Origin of the sequence: Paenibacillus sp. LPE1-1-1.1 (genome assembly GCF_040676435.1) — a bacterium.
In the GTDB taxonomy this organism is placed as follows: Bacteria; Bacillota; Bacilli; order Paenibacillales; family Paenibacillaceae; genus Pristimantibacillus.
This window is the reverse complement of the sequence record NZ_JBEGHY010000001.1, coordinates 493,869-518,016: the sequence shown is the minus strand read 5'-3', so window position 1 is coordinate 518,016 and position 24,148 is coordinate 493,869. Positions and strand designations below refer to the sequence as shown.

Sequence of the window (24,148 nt, the reverse complement as noted above, 5' to 3'; positions counted from 1 at the left end):
ATATATAGAGTAACGCAAGGGGCGAAACTCGACACAAAGCGAAAAACAATGAAAAATTTGTTGAAAAAAGAGGGAAAATATTAAAGGCGTTGAATATGTAGAAAGACCTTAAACGTGTCTTTCATAATTATTTATTTGAAACGGAGGTGCCGCAGGATGAGCAGTAACGACATCATCGTCAGTTTGGACATCGGTACATCCAAAGTTCGTGCTATTATTGGTGAAGTAAATAATGGAGCCATTAATATTATTGGAGTTGGATCAGCCGACTCAGAGGGTATTCGCAAAGGAGCAATAGTAGATATTGACCAGACCGTGCAATCCATTCGTAATGCTATCGAGCATGCGGAGCGCATGGTAGGCATTCAAATATCAGACGTTTATGTTGGTATTCAGGGCAATCATATTGCACTGCAAACCAATCGTGGCGTCGTTGCAGTATCCAACGAGGATCGTGAGATTGGTGAAGAAGATATTGAACGCGTATTGCAAGCTGCAAAAGTAGTTGCGCTTCCACCAGAGCGTGAAATTATTAATTTGGTGCCTAAGCAGTATTTAGTTGACGGTTTGGAAGGCATTTCAGATCCGCGCGGTATGATTGGCGTACGTCTAGAGGTTGAAGCGACAATCGTAACGGGAACGAAGACTGCGATACATAACCTTATGCGTTGTGTAGAGAAAGCGGGACTTCGTATTTCAGGCGTAATTTTGTTATCATTAGCTTCTGGCGTTGTTTCGTTGACAAAGGATGAGAAATCTATTGGTACCGTTCTTACAGATATCGGAGCAGGCTCTTGCACAATTGCCATATATGACCAAGGCGGTTTGGCGGCTACATCTACGCTTCCAATTGGCGGCGAATACGTAACGAATGACATTGCTTACGGCTTGCGCACGCAAAGTGAACAAGCGGAGAAAATTAAATTAAAATACGGATGCGCGAATGTGCTCGATGCAGCCGAAGACGTGAAGTTTAAAGTTGTGCGGATGGGCAGCAATGTGGAGAAAGAGTTTTCACAGGTTGATCTAGCCAGTATAATTGAACCTCGCATGCAAGAAATCTTTCACCTCATTCGCCAAGAAGTGAGGAGACTCGGTTATGGGGATAAGGTTAACGGCTATGTCTTGACCGGAGGCACCGTATCGATGCCGGGAACACTTGCTTTGGCCCAGACAGAGCTTGAGTCTTCCGTCAGAATCGCACTCCCGGATTATATCGGAGTAAGAGACCCGGCATACAGCAGCGGTGTTGGCATGATTCAATATGTGTCGAAATATATGGGAGCTCGTGGAACTGGAGCAGTGAAGAAAACGGCAAGCCGCAAAGCAAGTCCAGCACCTTCAACTAAACCCGGTATGTTCGAGCGGATCAAAAGCATGTTTAATGAGTTTATTTGAAAATATAAGATAATATAAGTCTCACCTCTATACGATGCTTATATTTTACCGCGAAACGTTGCTGTACCGTATCGTAGGATGCTATCAGCAGTTTACGCTTGACTGGGGGAAAATGAAAGATGTTGGAATTCGACTTTGAGCTTGAGCAGCTTGCTCAAATAAAAGTAATAGGTGTAGGCGGAGGCGGCAGCAATGCCGTTAACCGTATGATAGAAAATGGTGTTAAAGGCGTAGAGTTCATTACGGTGAACACGGATGCGCAAGCTTTGCATCTGGCTAAATCCGAACATAAACTGCAAATCGGCGATAAGCTGACCCGCGGTCTTGGAGCAGGAGCTAATCCGGATGTAGGCAGCAAGGCAGCCGAAGAATCCCGTGAAATTATTATGAATCAGCTTAAAGGTTCGGACATGGTTTTCGTTACGGCTGGCATGGGCGGCGGAACAGGTACGGGAGCAGCACCAGTCATTGCTGAAATTGCACGTGAATGCGGTGCATTGACAGTAGGCGTTGTCACTAGACCTTTTACTTTTGAAGGACGTAAGCGCTCTGGACAAGCTGAGCTTGGGATCGAAGCGCTTAAAGAAAAAGTAGATACGCTGATTGTTATTCCTAATGACCGTTTGCTCGAAATCGTTGACAAGAAAACTCCTATGCTGGAAGCATTCCGTGAAGCGGATAATGTGCTCCGCCAAGCGGTACAAGGCATATCAGACCTTATTGCGGTTCCCGGTCTGATCAACCTTGACTTTGCAGACGTGAAAACAATCATGACTGAACGCGGATCTGCGCTTATGGGTATCGGTATCGCTACGGGCGAGAACCGCGCTGCCGAAGCTGCAAGAAAAGCAATCATGAGCCCGCTGCTTGAAACTTCGATTGATGGCGCTCGCGGCGTCATTATGAACATTACTGGCGGCAGCAACCTTTCATTGTACGAAGTCAATGAAGCGGCTGAAATCGTTATTTCGGCTTCTGATCCAGATGTAAACATGATTTTCGGTGCGATTATCGATGAAGATCTGAAGGACGAAATTAAAGTTACCGTTATTGCAACGGGCTTTGAACATAAGTCAGCAGCAGCTCGTCGCATTCCGCAGCAACAACCGGAATCGGTTGATACAAGACAAACGGGAAGCACGAATGCCGTTAAGCCTTTCGGTGCTAACAATACATCAAGCGATCAGCTTGAAATCCCGGCGTTCCTTCGCAATCGCCCACGCAGCGATCGCTAGAGCTTTTTCTTAGTCCGTCTCACCAGCATTTGGTGAGGCGGATTTTTTTGTTTAAATTAGCAATTACGACGTGAGGGATGTCTGAAAGGAAGCTGTAAGCGCATATGGGTGATTACAGCGATAATGTAATCCGGTTTGTTTGTTGTCTGTATGCGCATATACGTGCATAAAAAGCGAATGCGGTGTGTGTGAGTAATCGAGTGGAAACTGTAAACAAGTATTGATGCGTACCGATTTAGTGACCCGCTTATGGTCGCTGTAAGAACACATGCGTGCTTACAGGATCAACACGGTGTATTAAAGTGCTTGAATAGGTGCTCTCTAAGCAATATTGTTGCTTAGAGATAAAAGTAATCCGATTTGTTATCAATAAGCGCTAATACGTGCTTATTAAGCGAATACGTGGTATGGGAGTACTAGATTGAACGCTGTAAGCGCATATTGGTGCTTACAGCGAAGAAGTGGCCCGCTTTAGGTTAGTGTAAGAACGCATACGTGCTAGTAGGTTCAATTCGGCGTATTGGAGTACTCAAATGAACACTGTAAGCGCATATTGATGCTTACAGCGAAGAAGTGACCCGCTTTAGGTTGCTGTAAGAACGTATACGTGCTTACAGGTCCAAGATGGCGTATTAAAGTGTTCGAAAGAACGCTGTAAGCGCATATTGGTGCTTGCAGCGAAGAAGTGGCCCGCTTTAGGTTGCTGTAAGAACGTATGCGTGCTTACAGGTCCAAGATGGCGTATTAAAGTGTTCGAAAGAACGCTGTAAGCGCATATTGGTGCTTGCAGCGAAGAAGTGGCCCGCTTTAGGTTGCTGTAAGAACGTATGCGTGCTTACAGGTCCAAGATGGCGTATTAAAGTGTTCGAAAGAACGCTGTAAGCGCATATTGGAGCTTGCAGCGAAGACATGAACCGATTTAGGTTGCTGTAAGAACGCATACGTGCTTATAGGTTCAATTCGGCGTACTGAAATACTCAAATGAACGCTGTAAGCGCATATTGGTGCTTACAGCGAAGAATTGGCCCGCTTTAGGTTGCTGTAAGAACGTATGCATGCTTATAAGTCCAAGTGGCGTATAAAAGTGTTCGAAAGAACGCTGTAAGCGCATATTGGTGCTTACAGCGAAGAAATGATCCGATTTAGGTTGCTGTAAGAACGTATGCGTGCTTACAGGTCCAAGATGGCGTATTAAAGTGTTCGAAGAAACTCTGTAAGCGCATATTGGTGCTTACAGCGAAGAAATGAACCGATTTAGGTTGCTGTAAGAACGTATGCGTGCTTACAGGTCCAAGATGGCGTATTAAAGTGTTCGAAAGGGTGCTGTAAGCACATATTGGTGCTTACAGCGAAGAATTGGCCCGCTTTAGGTTTCTGTAAGAACGTATGCGTGCTTACAGGTCCAAGATGGCGTATTAAAGTTTTCGAAAGAACGCTGTAAGCGCATATTGGTGCTTACAGCGAAAAAATAACCCGCTCTAAGTCGATGTAAGAACTCATGCGTGCTTACAGGCCCAATACGGCGTATAAGAGCATTTAAACTGATACTGCAAGCACAATAATGTTATTACAGAACAGATAATACGGTTTAAGGGTAGTCAAGTATTTACTTATTAAAAAAGCCAGATATGTGTTCCGGGTTTATTTTGTAACAACGGATTCGTTTTGTACCATTACCCGCTGGAAGCAGCAGTTGCCGCGTCACCATACCGTGCAGCAGCTTTTGGGCATCGCGTTTTTTGATCTTTAGAAGTTGTATGACGTCGGACGGTCGAACGTGTACGCGTGATTCAGAAGCATATTTTAATATTTCCTGCTGCAGGAAGATTTCCGCACTCGTTTCTTCTTTTCTGCCAATGAAACTTTTGCCCATAAATTGTTGAAGCAGCTGCTGGCACATTCGAGGCTTTTCCTTAATGTCGTCGTAGGAGAAACGTAAAAGCTTCCATCCATCAAGGATAAGATGATTTTGCCGCATCAAGGAATCAGAGAACTGCCAGCGGGAAAGGTCAGCCGAATGCGCACGGTACCCGTCAATTTCAATGGCAAGCCGCAGGCCGGCTTTTAAATATGCAAAATCTAAAAATCGCACTCCGTCTCGGAAATCGGCAATTTCATATTCAGGATACAGTCCGTCCATTTCATGAAATGCAGGATACCAAACGGCTTCTAAAAAAAGCTTTTCCGCATGTCCGATTCCTTGCTCTAGTCTCCGTTTGTTCTCTCCCTGACGTTCCAACAGATGCATGTTCAGCCAATTTTCGTATTGCGCTTGAAATGTCAACTTATCCGCCTCCCTGGATAAACGCAAAAAACCGCATACTGCGGGAGATTTCTGTTCCCGAGTAAGCGGTGTTCTTCACAGCTTTACCTATCTACAAAATCATAATCGAAATTTAAGCGCTGGACAAGCTTTGATTTTCAAAATGCTGCACGGCTTTACCGGCAAAAAATCAGTTTGATTTCATGGGATATGTTTTATAGCAGCCGAAGGCATGGCGGTTTTTATACTCCTACTCGACAAAAAAAGATATGTCATGCTGTCATGAATAGACAGACTTTGAAATAGGATTTTAATATACTAGTCTCAATCGTTCTCCCGGGTGCCGGCTGCAGGTCCGATACCCGCCAGTTGCAGGAAGGTGACCGAAGTGGCTATTTATGTGGATGTTATGTTTTTGCGAGAGCTGCTTGTTGACGGCGCTATTCTATCAACTACCGCATGGGCGCGACATCTAAAACCAAGGCCTTGGCGGGTGTTAGTGGCATCTTCTGTCGGAGCTTGTTATGTCGTTTTGATGTTTTTTCCGCAATTAACTTTATTATTCACGTTTGCCGTAAAAGTGGCCATGTCGTTTTTGATTGTATGGATTGCTTTTGGTTTCGCGTCTATCCAGCACTTTATGAGGAATATTGCGGCATTCTATGCGGTTAATTTTGTCGCTGCCGGCGCAGTGCTAGGGCTTTATTATTTGTTTATGCAAGGGTCCGGCAAAGTGTGGAAAACGATTGCATTCGTTAACGGGAATATGCGCGTGGAGCTCAAGATGGGACTGTTTTATTTAATTGCCGCGTTATGTATCGGTTTGTATATCTACCGGACCGTATTGACGCAAAAAAGAGAACGGGAGCTGGTGCAAACTCATTTAGCAGAGGTCAAGGTTACGATTGGAGAGCGGATTCAAACCTGCGTTGGTCTGGTTGATACCGGCAATCAGCTGTATGATCCGTTAACCCGGACGCCGGTTATGGTGATGGAAGCATCCTTATGGCAAGATGATTTGCCCGAGTCGTGGTTGAATAGCATACGAGATGCACAAGTAGATCGTCTTGTAGCGGGAATGGATGAACAGCCTTTTGTATGGCAAGACCGGCTTCGTCTCGTTCCATTCAGAGGTGTCAACCGAGGATCACAGTTCATGCTAGCGATAAAACCGGATGCGGTCGAGATTACTAGGGAAGGACAAGTTTTTGAAACGCGGAAGGTGCTTATCGGGCTGGACGGCGGAAAGCTTACGTCTGATGGGGCATATCGAGCTATAATCCATCCGTCTATGGTACAACAATAAATAACGTATGCTCATACAAACGAGGAGGGATGGGCCAGATGCTCGTCAAATACAAATTGATCCTTCAGTTATATTATTATCGTATTATGTTTTTATTCGGATTAAAAAGCGAAGAAATTTATTATATTGGAGGCAGTGAAGCGCTGCCGCCGCCTCTTACGCGCGAAGAGGAAGAATATTTGCTGGAAAAGCTCCCTACAGGCGATACAGCTATCCGAGCCATGCTCATCGAACGTAACTTAAGACTAGTCGTTTACATTGCCCGTAAGTTTGAAAATACGGGTATCCATATCGAAGATCTCGTATCAATTGGCGCGATAGGCTTAATCAAGGCGGTTAACACGTTTGATCCAGAAAAGAAGATTAAGCTGGCAACTTACGCCTCGCGCTGTATTGAAAATGAAATATTGATGTATCTGCGCCGCAACAGCAAGACTCGCACGGAAGTATCGTTTGATGAGCCGTTAAACATCGATTGGGATGGCAACGAGCTTCTTCTGTCCGATGTACTGGGAACGGAAAACGATACGATTTACCGCAATATTGAAGAACAGGTTGACCGTAAGCTGCTTCATAAAGCGCTTGATAAGCTGTCTGAGCGTGAGCGGATTATTATGGAGCTTCGATTCGGCCTGGCGGATGGAGAAGAAAAAACGCAGAAGGACGTTGCGGATCTTCTGGGCATTTCTCAATCGTACATTTCCCGCTTAGAGAAGCGGATTATAAAAAGACTTCGCAAAGAATTTAATAAAATGGTCTAAAGCCCGTACCCTGCTTACGGTTGTCGAATGATGTCGCTTTAGGAATAAAAAGGCCTTCTGGGGAGATAATGTACAGTAATGTTTCTCCTTGGGAGGTAATCACGTTGACCCGAAATAAAGTCGAGATCTGTGGAGTGGATACCGCGAAACTGCCTGTCTTAAATAATGTCGAAATGAGAGAATTGTTTACGGCATTGCAAACCCGCAATGAGTGGGCAGCAAGAGAGAAATTAGTAAACGGCAACCTACGGCTTGTACTAAGCGTTATACAGCGGTTTAACAATAGGGGAGAATTTGTAGACGACTTATTTCAGGTCGGATGCATTGGACTTATGAAGGCGATAGATAATTTCGACCTTGGCCAAAATGTCAAATTTTCCACCTATGCCGTACCGATGATTATCGGTGAAATACGCCGTTACTTACGTGACAACAATCCAATCCGCGTATCGCGGAGCTTGAGGGATATTGCCTACAAGGCTCTTCAAGTCAGGGATAGCTTAACGAACAGAAATTCACGCGAACCGACCATATTTGAAATCTCGGAGGCTTTGAATGTTCCGAAGGAAGACGTCGTGTTTGCGCTCGATGCCATTCAAGATCCGGTTTCATTGTTTGAGCCGATCTACCACGATGGCGGAGATCCGATTTATGTGATGGATCAAATTAGCGATGAACGCAATAAAGATGTGTCATGGATCGAGGAAATTGCGCTTCGAGAAGCGATGCATAAGCTCAACGACCGGGAAAAAATGATTTTGTCCATGCGCTTCTTTGAGGGTAAAACACAAATGGAGGTAGCTGACGAAATCGGCATCTCGCAGGCTCAGGTATCCAGGCTCGAAAAATCAGCCATTCAACAAATGCAAAAGCATGTCAAAACATAAAAAACGGTGCCGCGAGGCACCGTTTTTTTTTGTGTGTGTACTCCCCCTTGTCATGGCTAAGTAATAACCATCATCCAAGTCGTTAAGCAGGAGAGAAGCAAGCATAACGGAGAGTAAAATAAGCTGTCCATGCGTGCGAAAGGAGTATTTCGAATCTTTTTGAAAAAACCGATTGCTCTGAATTCACCAACTGCCCGAAGCAAAAACACAACGGCAAGCGTCCAGCCGGCGAAGGCTGGAAGCCAAGACGGGCCTACGGCAGGTACAATCTCAGCTTGCATAAGCAGCAACGCGGCTGCCGCCCAGAAAATAAACATAACGGCCGCGGTTTCGATACGTCCCGGTATGAAGAGAGGAGACTCTGAATGGTTCTTTGTCGGTACGGCTATGGAAAAACCACCGCGTCCGCCAAACAGCCAATACAGATGGATACATCCGATCAAAAACAACGCTGCGCCGACGATACTTGCCAAAAGCGATTGCATACAGCATTCCTCCGTTAGGATTAAAATGATTTTTCAATCCAGGGCATCAGCAGGTTAATCTGCTTTTCTGTTTCCTGCGTTAACAAAATACGGTGCTTGTTACGCTCATGCCAGCCTAAATAATAGCTGTACAATAGCTCGGCGGTATTAACGGACTGTTCTTCGGTATAGCCGCATTCCGCAAGCAAGCTGCTCATATAGCCTATGCGCTGACGCTCGATTTGCAGTAACAGTTCAGCATAATCAGGCTCGGCGTTTCCTAACTTCCGCAAATGGAATACAAAGTCTTTCCCTTCAACGGAGCTGAACATGGCGCTCAGCAAACGTCGCACTTTCTGCATGGGTTCAAGGGCTTGATGCTGCTCGATGTGGGCGATGATAGACGTTGTAGCCATATCTTGCCAGTAGGCAGTGATCCGTTTTACAAATGCAGCTCGATTTTTAAAATACCAGTAAAAGCTGGTTTTACTGCTGCCAAGAAGCTTCGCAAGCTGCTCGACAACAAGAGCATCGATGCCGCCGTCAGCAAATTTCTGAAGACCGAGTTTAATCCAATCGAGCTCCGTGGCAACGATTTTGGGCATTTGACCTCCTTGTAAAAACCAACGTTATTGTACGATACCGTACATAAATCATAACATAAGCAAAGCAGGTTGAGAAGTATTGTACGCAATCGTACAAAAAAGTTCGGTTTCTTAAATTAGAAGCGGCTTTTTTAAATAAGAAGGACATTTTAGGCAAATTACTCATATAGTTATAGGAGAGATAAACGGACGATCACTCTACTTGAAAAGCGGTGAACGGAAATGAAAATATCTGATTTTCAGACAAAGGACGTTATTAATATCGTCGACGGCAAAAAGCTCGGACAAATCAGCGATCTGGAGCTTGATTTGCGGCAAGGGCGCATCGATTCTATCGTTGTGCCGCAGTTTACCAAGTTTTTGGGCATGTTTGGCGGCGGCGGTACGGAGGTTGTGATTCCATGGCGCAATATCGTGAAAATCGGTGAGGATGTTGTGCTGGTCCGCATGGATGACACGAAACAGCTGCGTCCCGAGGAAGAAGATTTGCACGCTCGTTCATAACGCGTTAAACTGTGTCTAGTTGGTTTGCAATGCAAACTTTACCTAGTGCTTACGATGCGGGTTTGCAGGGTAACCCTTTATATAGAGGTGAGAGCGGAATGGAAGCTTTTGAACACAAACGATCAGCGAAGGGTCCTTCGCTTTTTTTATTGTCGGAATGGAATAACCGGTCTGAACGGTTGACTGCCGGTTTTACAGGACGTAATGGGGGAGTCAGCGCCGCTCCTTGGGCATCATTGAATATGGGCCTGCATGTCGGTGATTTGGATGATGCCGTAGTAGACAATCGGAGACGTTTAGCGGACGCAATCGGCTGGGATTTTGAGGCCTGGACCTGCGCCAAGCAGGTTCATGGGAATCTCGTGCGCCAGGTTAAGTCTGCGGATAGAGGCCGAGGCAAAGAAACGTTGGATGATGTCCTGAAGGATTGCGACGCGATTATGACTGACGTGCCCGGTGTGCTGCTTGCTTCCTTTTATGCGGACTGTGTTCCGCTTTATTTCTATGATCCGGAGCATAATGCCGTAGCGCTCGCGCATGCCGGCTGGAAGGGAACGGTACAGCAAATAGCCGTAAAGACGGTACAAGCGATGGCCAGCGCGTACGGATCTGACCCCAAAGCGATGATGGCCGCGATAGGACCTTCCATTGGCAGTTGCTGCTACGAGGTGGATGGCCCTGTCATTAACCAAGTACAGCAGCTTTTGTCGGAGCTTGGCATAGCGGGTGAAGCTGCTGATAAGATGCTGAAACAGGCGGATAAAGGCAAGGCGAACTTGGACTTGAAAGAAATAAACCGACAGATTATGATAAAAGCAGGAATTTTGCCGATACGTATCGAATTAACACAGTGGTGCACCGGATGCAGAAGGGATTTATTTTTTTCCCATCGCAAAGAAGGTGGCTTGACGGGCCGAATGGCCAGTTGGATCGGCATTCGGGAGAGGTGAAGCATGCCATTTACATTTGAGGAAAGAATAAAAATCGTAGAAGATCGAATCAAGCAGGCTTGCGAGCGTTCCGGACGCAGCAGAGATGAAGTGCATATTATTGCCGTCACTAAATATGTGTCACTGGACACTACAAAGTCGGCCCTGGAGCACGGTTTTTGCGACTTAGGCGAAAACAGGTGGCAGGATGCCCAGGAAAAATGGGAAGCGATTAGTGCTGAGTCTGATACGTCAGCTGACAGACAACCGGTCTGGCATTTTATTGGTTCGCTTCAATCGAACAAGGCAAAGGACGTCATTGGGAAATTTACATACATTCATTCGTTGGACAGGCTGTCGCTTGCCGAGGCGATTGATAAACGGGCTTTGCAGCTTGGCATTACCGTACCATGCTTCATTCAAGTCAACGTCTCTGGAGAGAATTCGAAGCAAGGCATTGCTCCAGAGGAGCTTGCACCGTTCGTAGAGAAGCTATCGCGCTACAAATCGATTACTCCAATTGGTTTAATGACGATGGCTCCTTATGAAGCGGAACCCGAGCAAACGAGACCGGTATTCAAGGCATTGCGAGTGTTGCGCGATGAGATGCAGATGAATTCGGAATACGGAAACACCATCACCCAGTTATCAATGGGTATGTCGAATGATTTTGATATAGCAATCGAAGAAGGGGCTACATGGATTCGTCTGGGAACGATATTAGTGGGGAAAGAGGAGGAATAGAAGATGAGTGTCATGAACCGCTTTATGAGCTTTCTTGGCTTGCAGGATGAAGAAGAAGTCGTAGAGAGAGAACGAGTTGTACCGCAGGAAGAACAAGAAGCTGAAACTTCTCCTTTCGAAGCACGTAAAAACACAAAGAGCAATAATGTCGTCAGCATTCACTCGCAGAAAAATGTCCGTGTGGTGCTTAGCGAGCCCCGTTCTTACGATGAAGCGCAGGAAATTGCCGATCATTTGCGTTCGCGCCGCGCAGTCATTGTGAATTTGCAGCGTGTCCGCAGCGATCTAGCCGTCCGGATTGTTGATTTCCTAAGCGGCACAGTGTACGCTTTAAGCGGAAGCATCTCTAAGCTTGGCCCCAACATTTTTCTTTGCACGCCGGATTCCGTGGAAATTCAAGGTGCAATAACGGAAATGCTGGCGGAGGAGAACGACTACAACAAAATGAGGTGACCTTGAGTTAATGGATGAAGTTTATAGCGTTATCATGCTGTTACAAAAGATTTACACATTTATGATTATCGGTTATGTGCTGCTTTCTTGGCTGCCAAATGCTCGAGAGAGCTTTATCGGCGTATTTTTGGGCAAGCTGGTGGAACCATACTTAGGTATTTTCAGAAAATTCATCCCGCCTATCGGAGGTATGCTTGACCTTTCTCCGATCCTAGCTGTATTCGCGCTTCAATTTGTAGCGTACGGCTTGATAGCGGTATTCAATTTTTTTATTTAAAGGAATGATTTTGCGTGAAACAAGGCATATATGATCATTTCCACCCCGACGAGAAACCATTTGTCGATCGGGCAGAGGAATGGATAGAGCGGTCCGCACAGCAGCATGAGCTGAAGCGGACCGATTTTTTAGACCCCAGACAAGCACAAATTTTAACGATTTTGGCAAATCGTAACACAGATGTTAACATTCGTTTGGATGGCGGGTATGAGCAGGCAGAGCGGAAACGTGCGATTATCGGACCAGATTACCGAAATTTGGACGATGAAGCGGTAGGTATATCCGTTTTAGCCGTAAATGGACCGGGACAAGCTCAGCTCGAGCTGGATCATGGCGATTTTTTGGGTGCCTTACTTGGACTCGGCATTAAACGCGATCGAATTGGCGATATCCATGTGCATGAACATTTTTGCCACATCGTTGTCATGGATGAAATCGCGGATTACTTGAATATCCATTTGAGACAGGTTCACCGGATAAGCGTCTTAACCGACATTATTCCATTGTCTGATTTGAAAACGGTCGTGCCGAAGCTGGAGGAAATGAGCTTATCCGTCGCTTCCATGAGGCTCGATGGCATTGCGAGCGATGTCTATCGCGTAAGCCGTTCCAAAATCGTCGATCCGATTCGCGCTGGCAGATGCCGTGTGAACTGGAAGTCGGAGGAGGATCCTTCCGAACAGCTTCGTGCCGGGGATGTCGTTTCATTCAAAGGATTAGGTCGCTTTAAGGTACTGGAAGTGGACGGCATGACAAAAAAAGGCAGAATTCGAGTCCGGATTGGCAAATTTATTTAATCCTTGCAGGAATCTCCCTTTAGTTGTCGAATTTGTTCTCATTAAATCATGTAATTCGGTTGCAAGAGTCATAAATATCATGAGGAGGTGCGCCAATGCCGTTATCGCCATTGGACATACATAACAAAGAGTTTGGCCGGAGATTACGCGGCTATGACGAGGATGAAGTTAATGAATTTCTGGATCAAGTCATTAAAGACTACGAATCGCTGATCCGTGAAAATAAAGAACTGCAAAATCAGCTGCTAGGCCTGCAAGAAAGACTGAATCATTTTACGAATATTGAAGAAACGCTTAGCAAAACGATTATTGTGGCGCAGGAAGCGGCTGACGAAGTAAGAAGCAACGCGAAGAAGGAAGCGCAGCTGATCATTAAGGAATCGGAGAAAAATGCCGATCGCATCATTAATGATTCGTTGGCGAAATCCCGCAAGGTATCGCTTGAGGTCGAGGAGCTTAAAAAACAAGCTTCTGTCTACCGTGCTCGTTTCCGTACACTCGTAGAAGCGCAGCTCGAGCTGCTTACCGTTGATGGCTGGGATACGCTTGAGCCGCAGCAATCGAGGCAATCGGAGAGGCAATCGGAACATGAGCTTACACGCGGTTAGAAATTTAATAATTAGACGAATCGACATTTGACATATAGCCTGTCGATACGCTATAACTAATAGTAATTAATTGATGATCTAAACTTCGTTGAAGAGAACGAGTACGTTCTAAGTTCACTCCTCAGAGAGCCGGCGGCAGCTGAAAGCCCGGTGTGTGAGCTATTGCGGAATATCCTCTCTGAGAAGCGGCGCCGAACCTGCGAGAGCAGCAGTAAGTGCTGACGGCTGTCCCCCGTTACAGGGAACGCGAACTCATTGTTCGCGACTAAGGTGCCGCATGAAGCGCAGCAGAGCTGTCGTCTTCATTTTGCAAGCTTTCTAGATCATAGAAGCATGCGCGGAACAAGGGTGGTAACGCGACTAAGCCTCGTCCCTTCTCATAGGGATGAGGCTTTATTTTTGTTTAAAACAGGAGGCTGGAACGATGCAACGCGTAGATGTAAAAGAACGTGCGCGCAGCCGCGAAATGCGGGTGCTGGAGCAATGGAAAACAGAGGATACTTTTAAAAAATCGATTTCGAACCGGGAAGGCAAGCCGAATTTTGTGTTTTATGAAGGTCCCCCAACCGCGAATGGTGCACCGCATATCGGTCATGTGCTAGGCCGCGTAATCAAGGATTTTATTTGCCGCTACAAAACAATGGCTGGGTACCGCGTCATTCGTAAAGCCGGCTGGGATACGCATGGCCTTCCCGTGGAGCTTGGCGTAGAGAAGCAGCTCGGTATATCGGGTAAGCAAGAAATCGAGGATTACGGCGTAGAGAAGTTCGTGAAAAAATGCAAGGACAGTGTTTTTGAATATGAGAAGCAGTGGCGCGAGCTTACGGAAGCCATTGCGTATTGGACTGATTTAGACAATCCATACATCACGCTCAAAAATGAATACATCGAGAGCGTATGGCATATTTTATCGACGATTCACGGGAAGGGTTTGCTGTACCGCGGCCACCGCGTAAGTCCGTATTGCCCGGATTGCCAAACGACGCTCAGCTCGCATGAGGTGGCTCAAGGCTATGAAGACGTCAAGGATTTAAGCGCGACCGCGAAGTTTAAACTCACTTCATCCGGTGAATTCATTCTGGCTTGGACGACGACGCCATGGACGCTTCCGGCTAACGTTGCGCTCGCCGTCAATCCGGAGCTCGATTATATCCGCGCCTCCAAAAACGGCGAAGTCTATATCGTAGCCCGGAATTTAGCCGAAAACGTATTAAAAGACGGGTATGAAGTATTATCCGTTGTGAAAGGCGCCGAACTTGTCGGACTAAGCTACGAGCCGCCGTTTAATTATGTGGCAATCGAGAAGGGACATATCGTCATCGCCGGCGATTTCGTCAGCGATACGAGCGGAACCGGTATCGTTCACATCGCTCCGGCACACGGTGAGGATGATTACCGCGTATCCCGCGAGAATGGCATCAGCATGCTCAGCGTCGTTGATTTGGCCGGCCGCTACGTTGCGGATGTAACGGACTTTGCCGGACGTTTCGTAAAAGACAGCGAGCTTGATATCGATATCGTCAAAAACCTGAGCGAACGCGGACTTCTTTATTCGAAAGAACGTTACGAGCACAGCTACCCGTTCTGCTGGCGCTGCAAAACGCCATTGATCTACTACGCGATGGAGAGCTGGTTTATCAAAACTACTGCCGTTAAAGATCAACTGATCGCTAATAACAACAGCGTAGATTGGTACCCGGGACATATCCGCGAAGGCCGCTTCGGCAAGTTTTTGGAGGATTTGGTGGATTGGAACATCAGCCGCAACCGCTATTGGGGCACGCCGCTGAATGTTTGGGTTTGCGATGTGACTGGCAAGGAATATTCGCCTAGCAGTATCGCTGATTTGCGCGCGATGGCAATCGGGGATGTGCCGGAAGATATCGAACTTCATAAGCCATATGTAGACGACATTAAGCTGAAATCGCCATTTGCCGAAGGCGCAGAAATGACACGTACGCCTGAAGTAATCGATGTATGGTTCGACAGCGGATCAATGCCTTTCGCTCAGCAGCATCATCCGTTCGAGAATGAGCAGCAATTCGCTGACCAGTACCCGGCAGACATCATCTGCGAAGGCATTGACCAAACGCGCGGCTGGTTCTACAGCTTGCTGGCGGTATCGACGCTCTATAACGGTAAAGCCCCGTATAAAGCGGTCATCTCGACAGGCCATATTTTGGACGAAAACGGCCAGAAGATGTCGAAGTCAAAAGGCAATGTTATCGATCCATGGGAGATCATTAACGAGTACGGCACAGATGCATTCCGCTGGGCTTTGCTGGCTGACAGCGCGCCGTGGAACAGCAAACGTTTCTCTCGCGGCATTGTCGGCGAGGCCAAGTCAAAGGTGATTGACACGATCGTAAATACGCATGCATTTTTCGCTTTATACGCATCGATCGATGGCTTTGATTATACCCAGCATGAGGATACGAAGTCGGATAACAAGCTGGACCGCTGGATTATTTCACGCTTGAACAGCCTTATCAACACGGTGAACAAAGGGCTTGAGGTGAATGATTTCCTTAACCCTGCTAAATCGATCGAAATCTTCGTCGATGAGCTGAGCAACTGGTACATCCGCCGCTCGCGCGACCGTTTCTGGGGAAGCGGCCTGACCGCCGATAAATTAGCTGCCTATCAAACGCTTCGCAGCGTGCTTCTGACTTTATCCCGCTTGATTGCGCCTTATGCGCCACTACTGGCAGAAGAGGTGTACGGCAATCTAGGCGGCGAGGGAAGCGTGCATTTGGCAGATTACCCGAAAGCGGATGAAGGCGCAGTTGATGAGACGCTCGAGCGCGATATGGAAAGCGCGAAGCAAATCGTAGAGCTTGCCCGCAATGTTCGGAACGAGACGGGAATTAAGACGCGTCAGCCTCTATCTGATCTGATCGTTTCGCTTGACCGTGATTTTAACGTGACGGATTTCGAGGACATCGTGAAGGACGAAATTAACGTAAAAGCGATAACGGTACAAAATTCAGACAGCGGCTTCGTTGATTTTACGCTCAAGCTGAATCTGAAGGTTGCCGGCAAAAAATACGGTAAGTTCGTTGGACCGATCCAAGCGCAGCTTAAAGGCTTGAACGCTGATCAAACCCGCGGCATCGTAAATGGCGGAAGCTTCGACTTTACGAGTCCGGACGGAGAACAGCTATCGATTTCTGTGGAGGAGCTGCTGGTCGAGAAGCAGGCGAAATCAGGTTTTGCTTCTGCTTCAGGAAACGGCGTGACCGTGGCGCTGAATACCGATATCACGGCTGAGCTCGAGCAAGAAGGCTGGGTACGCGAGGTTATTCGCGCCGTACAGGATACGCGCAAGAAGCTGGATCTGCCGATTGAAAAAAGAATTGAGCTTGTGCTGGATGTCGATAACGAGCTGAGAGCCGCTCTTGATGCCTTCGAACAAGTGCTTCAAGATAACGTGCTCGTTCAAACCGTTGCTTATGAAGCAATGCCGGAAATGGAACGAGTTACGCTTGGCGATAAAGTAATAGGGATTTTCATCCGCGGTTAAGGATATAGTATAGAGGATAATTACACGCAAAAAAACGAGGCCGTCGCCTACCGGCTGCTGCAGCAAGCGACCGCGAAGTCGCGAAGCTTGCAATGGCTGGAAGGCCTGGCCTCGTTTTATTGTTTGTCAAAGGGGATGCCTCTCATGATTACGAATAACCCGGAAGAGTCGAAAAACCCAAGTGACCTGCAAGACTCGCTGAGTTCGCTTGATAAGCGACTGAAAAAGATTGCAGCGGATTTGGAGCATACGCAAATTGCGGAATATGTCCATTTGCTGAACAGGCCAAGAACGTTAATCTGGAAAAACTTGCTTGCAGGAACGGCTAGAGGCGTTGGAATCGCGATCGGCTTTACCTTTTTTGCGGCGACGATCCTTTATGTCCTGCGGATTTTGGGTGCCTTAAACCTGCCAATCATCGGCGATTACATTGCGGATATCGTACGAATCGTACAAATCCAGCTCGAAGGCAAGACGTATTGATTACTCGTTTTCGTTCGGATTCTCCGATTCAAGGCCGTGATCTCCTTCGCCCGTATCCAAATAATGCATATACTCACGGTTGCGGATGACTGAGACATGACGGCCTGTAATATCGGTTGCGATAAAGCTTTCGAGCGGTTCGACGAAGCCGTCATTTTCATAAGCATCAATTCCTACATGGTCGTAGTCGGCTACATCCCGATTTTCGGAAAAGGCCGGGGAATCCGCATTGCCCCATTGCTCGACGATTTGCCAAGCATCTTCGCCGTCAAAGCCGTTATAAGAATCCTGTTCATCCATGCTTGTCCGGCCAAATGGAGGATCGAGCACTAATTCTTCGACGGGCCTGCGCAGGGATAAATGCTGTCTCGGCGCATGCTCAATGCAATGAAGCGTATCTGGAACGGCATCCAGCCGCTCTAACGGGATGGGCTCATTGCAGGTTGCGCAAATGCCGTATGTGCTGTTATCCATGGCTTGCAGGGCAGCATCAATCCGATTAAGATGAAGCTCTTCCTGTTCGTGCAAGGCGACATCCTTTTCTCGTTCGTATAACTCAGTGGCGATATCGCCGGGATGATTATCGATGGATGAAAGCTCACCGGTATCATCGCGAAGCGAATGGGCTAACCCGTAGTGATCATTTTCTGTTAAACGGTGTTCGATTTCTTTTTGTTCATCTAATAATCTGCTTCGCAGCAAATCAAAGTGAGCGTTTGTTGGGCTTGTCATTTGAGCACCCTCCTTAGCAGGGAACATAATTGCTGTATTAGCTTTCGCCGAAAGCCGGATTTTCAGTATGGGCTTCAATGGAAGAACTGCTTCCGGATGCTGGCTCTCGTTTGGCTCGGTATGCTACAATTGACAGGCAATCCATAAAGATCGCGTTATTAGATCAGCTGGTGCGAAGCGTTAGATCAGTGAAACGTTGCTTCACAAAAAAATAGGAGTGATACGATGCGTTTTTATTATTACTGGGTAGCGGTATTGGTGTTTATCCTTGATTTTGTAACAAAGAGACTGATTGAATCGAAAATGGAAATCATGGAACAAATTAGCGTTATCGGTAATTTTTTTCTCATTACATCGCATCGGAACCGTGGTGCGGCATTCGGTATTTTGCAAGAGCAGCGTGTTTTTTTCATTATCATAACTATTTTTATCGTTGCAGGCATTATTTGGTACATACAGGCGGTGCGTAAATCGGCAAAACCGCGGCTGTTAATTGGTCTCGGACTTGTGCTTGGCGGGGCGATCGGGAATTTCCTGGACCGTGCCCGTTTCGGCGAGGTTGTTGATTTCCTGCAATTTAATTTCGGCAGCTATGAGTTCCCGATCTTTAACGTGGCAGATTCGGCAATCGTCTGTGGTGTTGCCTTAATTCTTATCGACACCTTGTTATCGGCAAAAGAGGACAAGGCACGTTCGCAAAATGGAGAGGACAAGGATCAAAACAATCATGAACAGCAACCTGTATAATGAAGATTTTTTGGAATGGACAGCAGAAGCGGAGCAAGCCGGCGAGCGCGTAGATAAATTTGTTACGGACATGATCGATGAGCAATCCGTATCTCGGACGCAGGTACAAGAGTGGATTAAGGCTGGGGCCGTTCTAGTCGATGGAAAAGTGGCAAAAGCAAACCTGAAAATCGCCGAGGGCAATCATGTCGTTCTACAAATCCCTGAACCGGAGGAAGCGGCAATCGTACCTGAAAATATTCCGCTTGGGGTTATATACGAGGATTCGGATCTGATTGTCATCAACAAAAAACGAGGCATGGTCGTACATCCTGCGCCTGGACATTCTTCGGGAACGCTTGTAAATGCTCTCATGCACCATTGCAAAGATTTATCCGGCATCAACGGTATGATTCGACCTGGCATTGTGCACCGTATCGATAAGGATACAACCGGATTATTGATGGCGGCAAAAAATGATCTCGCGCATATTTCGCTTGCCGAGCAATTAAAGGAACATTCCGTTACTCGCAAATATATCGCGCTTGTTCATGGTAATTTGCCTCATGATCAAGGTACGATCGATGCGCCGATCGGACGCGATCTGAATGACCGGAAGCTGTTTACGGTAACCGAACGCAACAGCAGGCATGCCGTAACCCATTTCCATGTACTGGAGCGCTTGGGCGATTACACGCTGGTAGAGCTGCAGCTTGAAACCGGCCGTACGCATCAAATCCGCGTGCATATGAAATACATCGGGCATCCCCTTGCCGGAGACCCGGTATATGGACGGAATAAAACGGTAGCCTTGAAGGGACAAGCTCTGCATGCAGCACGATTAGGCTTCACACATCCGCGAAGCGGCGAAAGATTAGAATTCGAATTGCCGTTGCCGGCAGACTTCGAATATGTTTTGACCAATTTGCGGTCCAGATAAGCCAAACGTGCAAAAGTGCAAACTTTTGGCGACATTATTCATTATTTAGATCTGAGAAGTGCGTTATTCTAAGGAATATCAACAGATGTAAATGAAAAATAAGGATAGGTGACATGAAATGACATCCATTAATCAAAATTACTTGGAGCTGCAAGGCAGCTACTTGTTTTCTGAAATTGCAAAACGCCGTACGAAATTTATTCAAGAAAATCCGAATGCCGAAATTATCAGCCTGGGAATCGGCGATGTAACGCGCGGCTTGCCGGACGCGGTTCTCAATGCCATGCACAGCGCGGTAGACGAGCTGGCTGTACCGGGTTCATTCCGCGGTTACGGTCCCGAACAAGGTTATGATTTCCTAATCAATGCGATTATCGAAAATGACTATAAAGCTCGCGGCATCGACATTGCTTCGAACGAAGTGTTCGTAAGCGACGGTTCGAAATGCGACGTCGGCAACATTCAAGAAATTTTCAGCGAAAACAGTATCGTAGCAGTACAGGATCCTGTTTACCCTGTATATGTCGATACAAACGTAATGGCTGGACGTTCTGGCAAGTACAACCAAGAGACGAAGCGTTACGAGAACATCGCTTACTTGGAGTGCACGGCCGAAAATGATTTCAAACCAAGCCTGCCGGACCGTAAGGTTGATATCATTTACTTGTGCTATCCGAACAACCCAACGGGCATGACCCTGACGAAAGAAGAGCTTAAAGTATGGGTTGATTATGCGAAAGCTAACAACTGCATCATTCTTTATGATTCTGCTTACGAGGCGTTCATCCAAGAAGAGGATGTGCCTCACAGCATTTACGAAATCGAAGGCGCTCGCGAAGTAGCCATTGAATTCCGTAGCTTCTCCAAAACCGCGGGCTTCACGGGCGTACGCTGTGCATACACCGTCGTTCCTCGCGAGCTTAAAGGCCTGGACGCTTCAGGAAACGAAGTTTTAATTAACGATTTGTGGAATCGCCGCCACACGACGAAATTTAACGGCGTGTCCTACGTTACGCAGCGCGGTGCTGCAGCTATTTATTCCGCGGAAGGCAAAGAGCAAATCAAATCTTTGGTTGATTACTACATGACCAATGCAGCGATTATCCGCGATGGATTGGCTTCCCTGGGCTTAGAAGTGTTCGGCGGCGTCAACGCTCCTTACATTTGGCTGAAAACGCCTAACGGCATGGACTCTTGGTCATTCTTCGATAAGCTTCTAACCGAAGCCAACATCGTTGGAACGCCGGGCGTAGGCTTCGGACAAAGCGGTCAAGGCTATTTCCGCCTTACCGCATTCGGCAGCCGTGAAAATACGGAAAAAGCAGTTGAAAGAATTCGTAAACTAAGCCTTTAATAACCAACGCTATCCTCGCATAGCTCATCGGGATTGGACCACACTACGTACAAGCGGAAAAATTCGTTTTTACTTGACATCTAATGTCGAACGTGGGATAATTTCTATGATATACAGCAGTACCTTTAACTCAGTCCCGAGAGGCTGGCAAGGTAGCGTGAATAACAAGCCTATAGAAGAGAAGATTAGGACAGCCTAGGATGCTGCTCTCTGTGACGAGAGCAGCGACGGTCTGTACCCTGTCTCTTTATGGCTTATCACAAGCTCCTTGCGATTGTTGCAAGGAGCTTTTTGTCGCAACCTGGCATTTGGGCGGTAATGGAAGGAGTCAGCGGAAATGTCGGAAGAAGAGCATTTAGTCATCATGGATGAAACGGCGATTCGCCGCGCATTAACGCGAATTGCTCACGAAATCGTAGAGAAGAACAAAGGCATCGACAATTGCTTAATCGTAGGCATCCGAACGCGGGGTATCTACCTTGCACGTCGGATCGCGGAGCGAATCGGTGAAATTGAAGGCAGGCCGGTGCTTGTAAGCGAGCTGGATATTACGCAATACCGGGATGATCGAATAGCAGCCATCTCTGCAGACGTAGAGGTAGCAGCCGCAATCGGCGATACGGATGGCGTGCCTTTCACCGTGCAAGACAAACGAATCATTTTGATCGACGATGTGCTGTATACCGGACGTACGATTCGCGCGGCAATGGATGCGCTTATGGATTGCGGGCGACCGCAAAGCATCCAATTGGCGGTGCTGGTAGACAGAGGGCACCGCGAGCTGCCCATCCGGCCTGATTTTGTCGGCAAAAACGTGCCGACCTCAAAGCAGGAGCAAATCGATGTGGCATTGACCGAAATCGACCAAATTGACCAGGTGACCATCATTAACCAGAGGGGGCAAGCCGGATGACGATGACTCAGCTTAAACAACGGAGTTTGCTCGGATTGAAAGATTTAAGCAAAGATGAAATTGAATCGATTCTTGATCGAGCTGCATACTGGGAAAATCAAACAACCAAGGTTCACAACACGATGCAAGGCAAATTCGCAGCCAACATGTTTTTCGAAAACAGTACGCGCACCCGCTTTTCCTTCGAGGTTGCCGAGAAGCGCCTTGGGACGGAAGTACTGAACTTCTCTGCGGCGGTATCCAGCGTCCAGAAGGGTGAATCCATTTACGATACGGTTCGCACGCTCGAATCGATGGGAATCGACGTCGGCATTATCCGCTTGAAACCGATAGGGGTGCTTGCGGAGCTGGCTACAAAAATCAAGGTTCCGCTGATCAATGCCGGAGATGGCAATAATGAGCATCCAACGCAGGCATTGCTTGATATGTATACGATGCGGAAGCATTTTGGACAACTTAAGGGTTTGACCGTGTCGATTGTCGGCGACGTGCTGCACAGCCGGGTTGCAAGATCAAACCTATGGGCGCTGCAAAAGTTCGGAGTGAACGTAAACTTCTGCTCACCGCCGAATATGCAAGCCTCCGAGCTGGATGTTTCTTATGTCTCTATAGATGAAGCTTTAAAATCAGATGTAGTCATGATGCTTCGCGTACAGCTTGAGCGTCATGAAAGCGGCATGCTGAGCTCGGCCGAAAGCTACCGCGAACATTACGGCTTGACGGTCGAAAGGGCAAGCAAACTTGCAAATCATGCGATTATTATGCACCCGGCACCAATCAACCGTAACGTAGAAATTGACGATGAACTGGTGGAGCACCCGCAATCGCGCATTTTTCCGCAAATGGAAAACGGGGTACCCATCCGCATGGCAGTCGTAGAACGCGCGCTAAGCTAACGAAGGCAACATAGACTGAACGAATCCGGAGGGTGAAACAATCATGTCATTATGGATTATTAACGGTAACGTATGGAACGAAACTTCCGGCAGCCTGGAAAGCAAGCATATCCGCATCGAAAACGGGAAAATCGAAGCCGTTATTGACGGTGCCCAAACGCCAGACACGGGCAGTGCAGAAGTTATCGATGCGCAGGGCAAGCTAGTATCACCCGGCTTTATCGATATGCATGTCCACTTGCGCGATCCTGGTTTTGAATATAAAGAAGATATCGCGACAGGCACACGTTCTGCTGCGAAAGGCGGCTTCACAACGATCGCTTGCATGCCGAACACCCGTCCGGTAACGGACACGGCAGAAACCGTTCGATACATTACGAACAAAGCGGAGCAGGTTGGAATTGTAAAGGTTCTGCCATATGCTTCGATTACCAAAAACGAACTGGGCCGCGAGCTGACTGATTTTGCTTCCCTTAAGGAAGCGGGAGCCATTGGCTTTACGGATGACGGAGTAGGCGTCCAGAATGCCCAAATGATGAAAAACGCCATGGCTCTTGCAAAATCAATGGATATGCCGATTATCGCGCACTGCGAGGATGATACCTTGGTTGAAGGCGCATGGGCTTCGGAAGGCGAGTTTTCTCGTAAGCATGGCTTAAAGGGAATTCCAAATGAATCCGAAGCGATTCATGTAGGAAGAGATGTTTTGCTCGCGGAAGCAACAGGCGTCCATTACCATGTATGCCATGTGAGCACCGAGCAATCGGTTCGCCTCATCCGGCTTGCAAAACAAATCGGGGTGAGAGTAACAGCAGAGGTTTGCCCGCATCACCTGCTGCTGTCCGATGAAGATATCCCGGGTCTTGATGATGCAAATTGGAAAATGAATCCTCCTCTTCGCACGCCGCGCGATGTTCAAGCGGTCATTGAAGCGATAGAAGACGGAACGATCGATATGGTCGTTACGGACCATGCGCCGCATAGCGCGGAAGAGAAGGCTCGCGGCGTACAGCTTGCGCCTTTTGGCATCGTTGGGTTCGAAACGGCATTCCCGCTCTTGTACACCAAGTTCGTGCAAACCGGCAAGTGGACGCTTGGCTTCCTCTTGCAGCGTATGACTGCAGACCCTGCGCGGGTTTTCCGCCTGCCAACCGGACGGTTGGAGCAAGGGGCGCCTGCTGACGTGACCATCGTGGATTTGAACAGCGAGCGTTCGGTAGATCCGAGCACATTCGCTTCAAAAAGCAACAATTCGCCTTTTGGCGGCTGGAAGCTCAGCGGCTGGCCAGTAACTACTATCGTTGACGGCGCTGTCGTTTGGTCGGAATAACCATTTTAACTACTTACTTA

At 47.5% G+C, this 24,148-nt stretch carries 24 protein-coding genes and 1 other annotated feature; of the genes, 20 read left to right on the top strand and 4 right to left on the bottom strand.

What is annotated here, in order from left to right:
• Positions 1-156: 156 nt before the first annotated feature.
• Together ftsA and ftsZ are read left to right on the top strand one after the other, a co-directional pair.
• Entirely contained in the window at positions 157-1,398 is a 1,242-nt protein-coding gene (gene ftsA, locus MRBLPE1_RS02575) for a cell division protein FtsA (protein ID WP_364141133.1), read from the top strand.
• A 119-nt stretch (positions 1,399-1,517) separates the two neighbouring features.
• Positions 1,518-2,633, top strand: coding sequence for a cell division protein FtsZ (gene ftsZ, locus MRBLPE1_RS02570; RefSeq protein ID WP_364141130.1), 1,116 nt, complete (start codon positions 1,518-1,520; stop codon positions 2,631-2,633).
• Between the two features lie 1,606 nt (positions 2,634-4,239).
• Here ftsZ and MRBLPE1_RS02565 read toward each other — a convergent pair.
• Entirely contained in the window at positions 4,240-4,917 is a 678-nt protein-coding gene (locus tag MRBLPE1_RS02565; protein WP_364141127.1) for a DNA-binding response regulator, read from the bottom strand.
• Between the two features lie 367 nt (positions 4,918-5,284).
• Between MRBLPE1_RS02565 and spoIIGA the strand changes: the two genes are divergently transcribed.
• The 3 genes from spoIIGA (at position 5,285) to sigG (ending at position 7,850) form a co-directional block, all read left to right on the top strand.
• Positions 5,285-6,202 (top strand): sigma-E processing peptidase SpoIIGA, encoded by a 918-nt coding sequence (spoIIGA, locus tag MRBLPE1_RS02560; RefSeq protein WP_364141125.1) that lies wholly within the window; start codon positions 5,285-5,287, stop codon positions 6,200-6,202.
• 38 nt (positions 6,203-6,240) lie between these two features.
• Positions 6,241-6,963 carry an RNA polymerase sporulation sigma factor SigE gene (gene sigE / locus MRBLPE1_RS02555; RefSeq protein WP_053375506.1) on the top strand — a complete coding sequence of 241 codons (723 nt, stop codon included), beginning with the start codon at positions 6,241-6,243 and terminating at the stop codon, positions 6,961-6,963.
• A gap of 104 nt (positions 6,964-7,067) precedes the next feature.
• Positions 7,068-7,850, top strand: a complete 783-nt coding sequence (gene sigG / locus MRBLPE1_RS02550) for an RNA polymerase sporulation sigma factor SigG (RefSeq protein WP_308999994.1) — start codon at positions 7,068-7,070, stop codon at positions 7,848-7,850.
• Between the two features lie 56 nt (positions 7,851-7,906).
• Here sigG and MRBLPE1_RS02545 read toward each other — a convergent pair whose 3' ends face one another.
• Together MRBLPE1_RS02545 and MRBLPE1_RS02540 are read right to left on the bottom strand one after the other, a co-directional pair.
• A complete protein-coding gene (locus MRBLPE1_RS02545; RefSeq protein WP_364141120.1) occupies positions 7,907-8,335 on the bottom strand; it encodes a DUF3995 domain-containing protein in 429 nt (142 codons plus the stop codon).
• Positions 8,336-8,355: 20 nt separating this feature from the next.
• Positions 8,356-8,919, bottom strand: a complete 564-nt coding sequence (locus MRBLPE1_RS02540; protein ID WP_364141117.1) for a TetR/AcrR family transcriptional regulator — start codon at positions 8,917-8,919, stop codon at positions 8,356-8,358.
• Positions 8,920-9,141: 222 nt separating this feature from the next.
• Here MRBLPE1_RS02540 and MRBLPE1_RS02535 point away from each other — a divergent pair, with 222 nt between their 5' ends.
• From MRBLPE1_RS02535 to MRBLPE1_RS02495, 9 genes are all read left to right on the top strand, one after another.
• Positions 9,142-9,423: a YlmC/YmxH family sporulation protein gene (locus MRBLPE1_RS02535; protein ID WP_364141114.1), complete on the top strand. Its 282-nt coding sequence runs from the start codon at positions 9,142-9,144 to the stop codon at positions 9,421-9,423.
• A gap of 98 nt (positions 9,424-9,521) precedes the next feature.
• Complete coding sequence (gene pgeF / locus MRBLPE1_RS02530) at positions 9,522-10,373, top strand: peptidoglycan editing factor PgeF (RefSeq protein WP_364141111.1); 852 nt, start codon at positions 9,522-9,524, stop codon at positions 10,371-10,373.
• A gap of 3 nt (positions 10,374-10,376) precedes the next feature.
• A complete protein-coding gene (locus tag MRBLPE1_RS02525; protein ID WP_364141108.1) occupies positions 10,377-11,096 on the top strand; it encodes a YggS family pyridoxal phosphate-dependent enzyme in 720 nt (239 codons plus the stop codon).
• A gap of 3 nt (positions 11,097-11,099) precedes the next feature.
• Entirely contained in the window at positions 11,100-11,549 is a 450-nt protein-coding gene (locus MRBLPE1_RS02520; RefSeq protein WP_364141106.1) for a cell division protein SepF, read from the top strand.
• Between the two features lie 10 nt (positions 11,550-11,559).
• The gene (locus MRBLPE1_RS02515) at positions 11,560-11,826 is read left to right on the top strand and encodes a YggT family protein (RefSeq protein WP_364141103.1); all 267 of its coding nucleotides are present in this window, start codon (positions 11,560-11,562) and stop codon (positions 11,824-11,826) included.
• A gap of 14 nt (positions 11,827-11,840) precedes the next feature.
• Positions 11,841-12,623 carry an RNA-binding protein gene (locus tag MRBLPE1_RS02510; RefSeq protein WP_364141101.1) on the top strand — a complete coding sequence of 261 codons (783 nt, stop codon included), beginning with the start codon at positions 11,841-11,843 and terminating at the stop codon, positions 12,621-12,623.
• A gap of 95 nt (positions 12,624-12,718) precedes the next feature.
• Positions 12,719-13,231, top strand: a complete 513-nt coding sequence (locus MRBLPE1_RS02505) for a DivIVA domain-containing protein (protein ID WP_309000002.1) — start codon at positions 12,719-12,721, stop codon at positions 13,229-13,231.
• A gap of 79 nt (positions 13,232-13,310) precedes the next feature.
• Positions 13,311-13,609 (top strand) — a binding site (T-box leader).
• 46 nt (positions 13,610-13,655) lie between these two features.
• A complete protein-coding gene (ileS, locus tag MRBLPE1_RS02500) occupies positions 13,656-16,754 on the top strand; it encodes an isoleucine--tRNA ligase (protein ID WP_364141097.1) in 3,099 nt (1,032 codons plus the stop codon).
• Positions 16,755-16,898: 144 nt separating this feature from the next.
• Positions 16,899-17,237 carry a DUF5665 domain-containing protein gene (locus MRBLPE1_RS02495; RefSeq protein ID WP_364141094.1) on the top strand — a complete coding sequence of 113 codons (339 nt, stop codon included), beginning with the start codon at positions 16,899-16,901 and terminating at the stop codon, positions 17,235-17,237.
• On the opposite strand, the gene MRBLPE1_RS02490 is transcribed toward MRBLPE1_RS02495, so the two are convergent.
• Positions 17,238-17,969, bottom strand: a complete 732-nt coding sequence (locus MRBLPE1_RS02490) for a TraR/DksA C4-type zinc finger protein (RefSeq protein WP_364141092.1) — start codon at positions 17,967-17,969, stop codon at positions 17,238-17,240.
• 225 nt (positions 17,970-18,194) lie between these two features.
• Between MRBLPE1_RS02490 and lspA the strand changes: the two genes are divergently transcribed.
• The 6 genes from lspA to MRBLPE1_RS02460 all read left to right on the top strand — a co-directional run bounded on the left by lspA (position 18,195) and on the right by MRBLPE1_RS02460 (position 24,128).
• Positions 18,195-18,716 (top strand): signal peptidase II, encoded by a 522-nt coding sequence (gene lspA / locus MRBLPE1_RS02485; RefSeq protein ID WP_364141089.1) that lies wholly within the window; start codon positions 18,195-18,197, stop codon positions 18,714-18,716.
• Positions 18,697-19,635 carry an RluA family pseudouridine synthase gene (locus MRBLPE1_RS02480; protein WP_364141086.1) on the top strand — a complete coding sequence of 313 codons (939 nt, stop codon included), beginning with the start codon at positions 18,697-18,699 and terminating at the stop codon, positions 19,633-19,635. Before lspA ends, MRBLPE1_RS02480 begins: the two co-directional genes overlap by 20 nt.
• A 118-nt stretch (positions 19,636-19,753) precedes the next feature.
• Positions 19,754-20,989, top strand: a complete 1,236-nt coding sequence (locus tag MRBLPE1_RS02475) for an LL-diaminopimelate aminotransferase (RefSeq protein WP_364141083.1) — start codon at positions 19,754-19,756, stop codon at positions 20,987-20,989.
• Between the two features lie 337 nt (positions 20,990-21,326).
• Positions 21,327-21,902, top strand: a complete 576-nt coding sequence (gene pyrR / locus MRBLPE1_RS02470; protein WP_364141080.1) for a bifunctional pyr operon transcriptional regulator/uracil phosphoribosyltransferase PyrR — start codon at positions 21,327-21,329, stop codon at positions 21,900-21,902.
• The gene (locus MRBLPE1_RS02465) at positions 21,899-22,798 is read left to right on the top strand and encodes an aspartate carbamoyltransferase catalytic subunit (protein WP_364141078.1); all 900 of its coding nucleotides are present in this window, start codon (positions 21,899-21,901) and stop codon (positions 22,796-22,798) included. The genes pyrR and MRBLPE1_RS02465 overlap by 4 nt, the downstream gene beginning before the upstream one ends.
• Before the next feature lie 43 nt (positions 22,799-22,841).
• Positions 22,842-24,128 carry a dihydroorotase gene (locus MRBLPE1_RS02460; protein WP_364141075.1) on the top strand — a complete coding sequence of 429 codons (1,287 nt, stop codon included), beginning with the start codon at positions 22,842-22,844 and terminating at the stop codon, positions 24,126-24,128.
• Positions 24,129-24,148 lie beyond the last annotated feature (20 nt).

Coding starts and splice junctions, on each gene's coding strand:
- ftsA (WP_364141133.1), top strand. CDS start 157: ATGAGCAGTAACGACATCATCGTCAGTTTGGACATCGGTACATCCAAA.
- sigE (WP_053375506.1), top strand. CDS start 6,241: ATGCTCGTCAAATACAAATTGATCCTTCAGTTATATTATTATCGTATT.
- MRBLPE1_RS02515 (WP_364141103.1), top strand. CDS start 11,560: ATGGATGAAGTTTATAGCGTTATCATGCTGTTACAAAAGATTTACACA.
- MRBLPE1_RS02525 (WP_364141108.1), top strand. CDS start 10,377: ATGCCATTTACATTTGAGGAAAGAATAAAAATCGTAGAAGATCGAATC.
- MRBLPE1_RS02505 (WP_309000002.1), top strand. CDS start 12,719: ATGCCGTTATCGCCATTGGACATACATAACAAAGAGTTTGGCCGGAGA.
- MRBLPE1_RS02475 (WP_364141083.1), top strand. CDS start 19,754: ATGACATCCATTAATCAAAATTACTTGGAGCTGCAAGGCAGCTACTTG.
- MRBLPE1_RS02490 (WP_364141092.1), bottom strand. CDS start 17,969: ATGACAAGCCCAACAAACGCTCACTTTGATTTGCTGCGAAGCAGATTA.
- ileS (WP_364141097.1), top strand. CDS start 13,656: ATGCAACGCGTAGATGTAAAAGAACGTGCGCGCAGCCGCGAAATGCGG.
- pyrR (WP_364141080.1), top strand. CDS start 21,327: ATGTCGGAAGAAGAGCATTTAGTCATCATGGATGAAACGGCGATTCGC.
- MRBLPE1_RS02465 (WP_364141078.1), top strand. CDS start 21,899: ATGACGATGACTCAGCTTAAACAACGGAGTTTGCTCGGATTGAAAGAT.
- MRBLPE1_RS02480 (WP_364141086.1), top strand. CDS start 18,697: ATGAACAGCAACCTGTATAATGAAGATTTTTTGGAATGGACAGCAGAA.
- MRBLPE1_RS02535 (WP_364141114.1), top strand. CDS start 9,142: ATGAAAATATCTGATTTTCAGACAAAGGACGTTATTAATATCGTCGAC.
- lspA (WP_364141089.1), top strand. CDS start 18,195: ATGCGTTTTTATTATTACTGGGTAGCGGTATTGGTGTTTATCCTTGAT.
- MRBLPE1_RS02520 (WP_364141106.1), top strand. CDS start 11,100: ATGAGTGTCATGAACCGCTTTATGAGCTTTCTTGGCTTGCAGGATGAA.
- ftsZ (WP_364141130.1), top strand. CDS start 1,518: ATGTTGGAATTCGACTTTGAGCTTGAGCAGCTTGCTCAAATAAAAGTA.
- MRBLPE1_RS02540 (WP_364141117.1), bottom strand. CDS start 8,919: ATGCCCAAAATCGTTGCCACGGAGCTCGATTGGATTAAACTCGGTCTT.
- MRBLPE1_RS02495 (WP_364141094.1), top strand. CDS start 16,899: ATGATTACGAATAACCCGGAAGAGTCGAAAAACCCAAGTGACCTGCAA.
- pgeF (WP_364141111.1), top strand. CDS start 9,522: ATGGAAGCTTTTGAACACAAACGATCAGCGAAGGGTCCTTCGCTTTTT.
- MRBLPE1_RS02545 (WP_364141120.1), bottom strand. CDS start 8,335: ATGCAATCGCTTTTGGCAAGTATCGTCGGCGCAGCGTTGTTTTTGATC.
- MRBLPE1_RS02460 (WP_364141075.1), top strand. CDS start 22,842: ATGTCATTATGGATTATTAACGGTAACGTATGGAACGAAACTTCCGGC.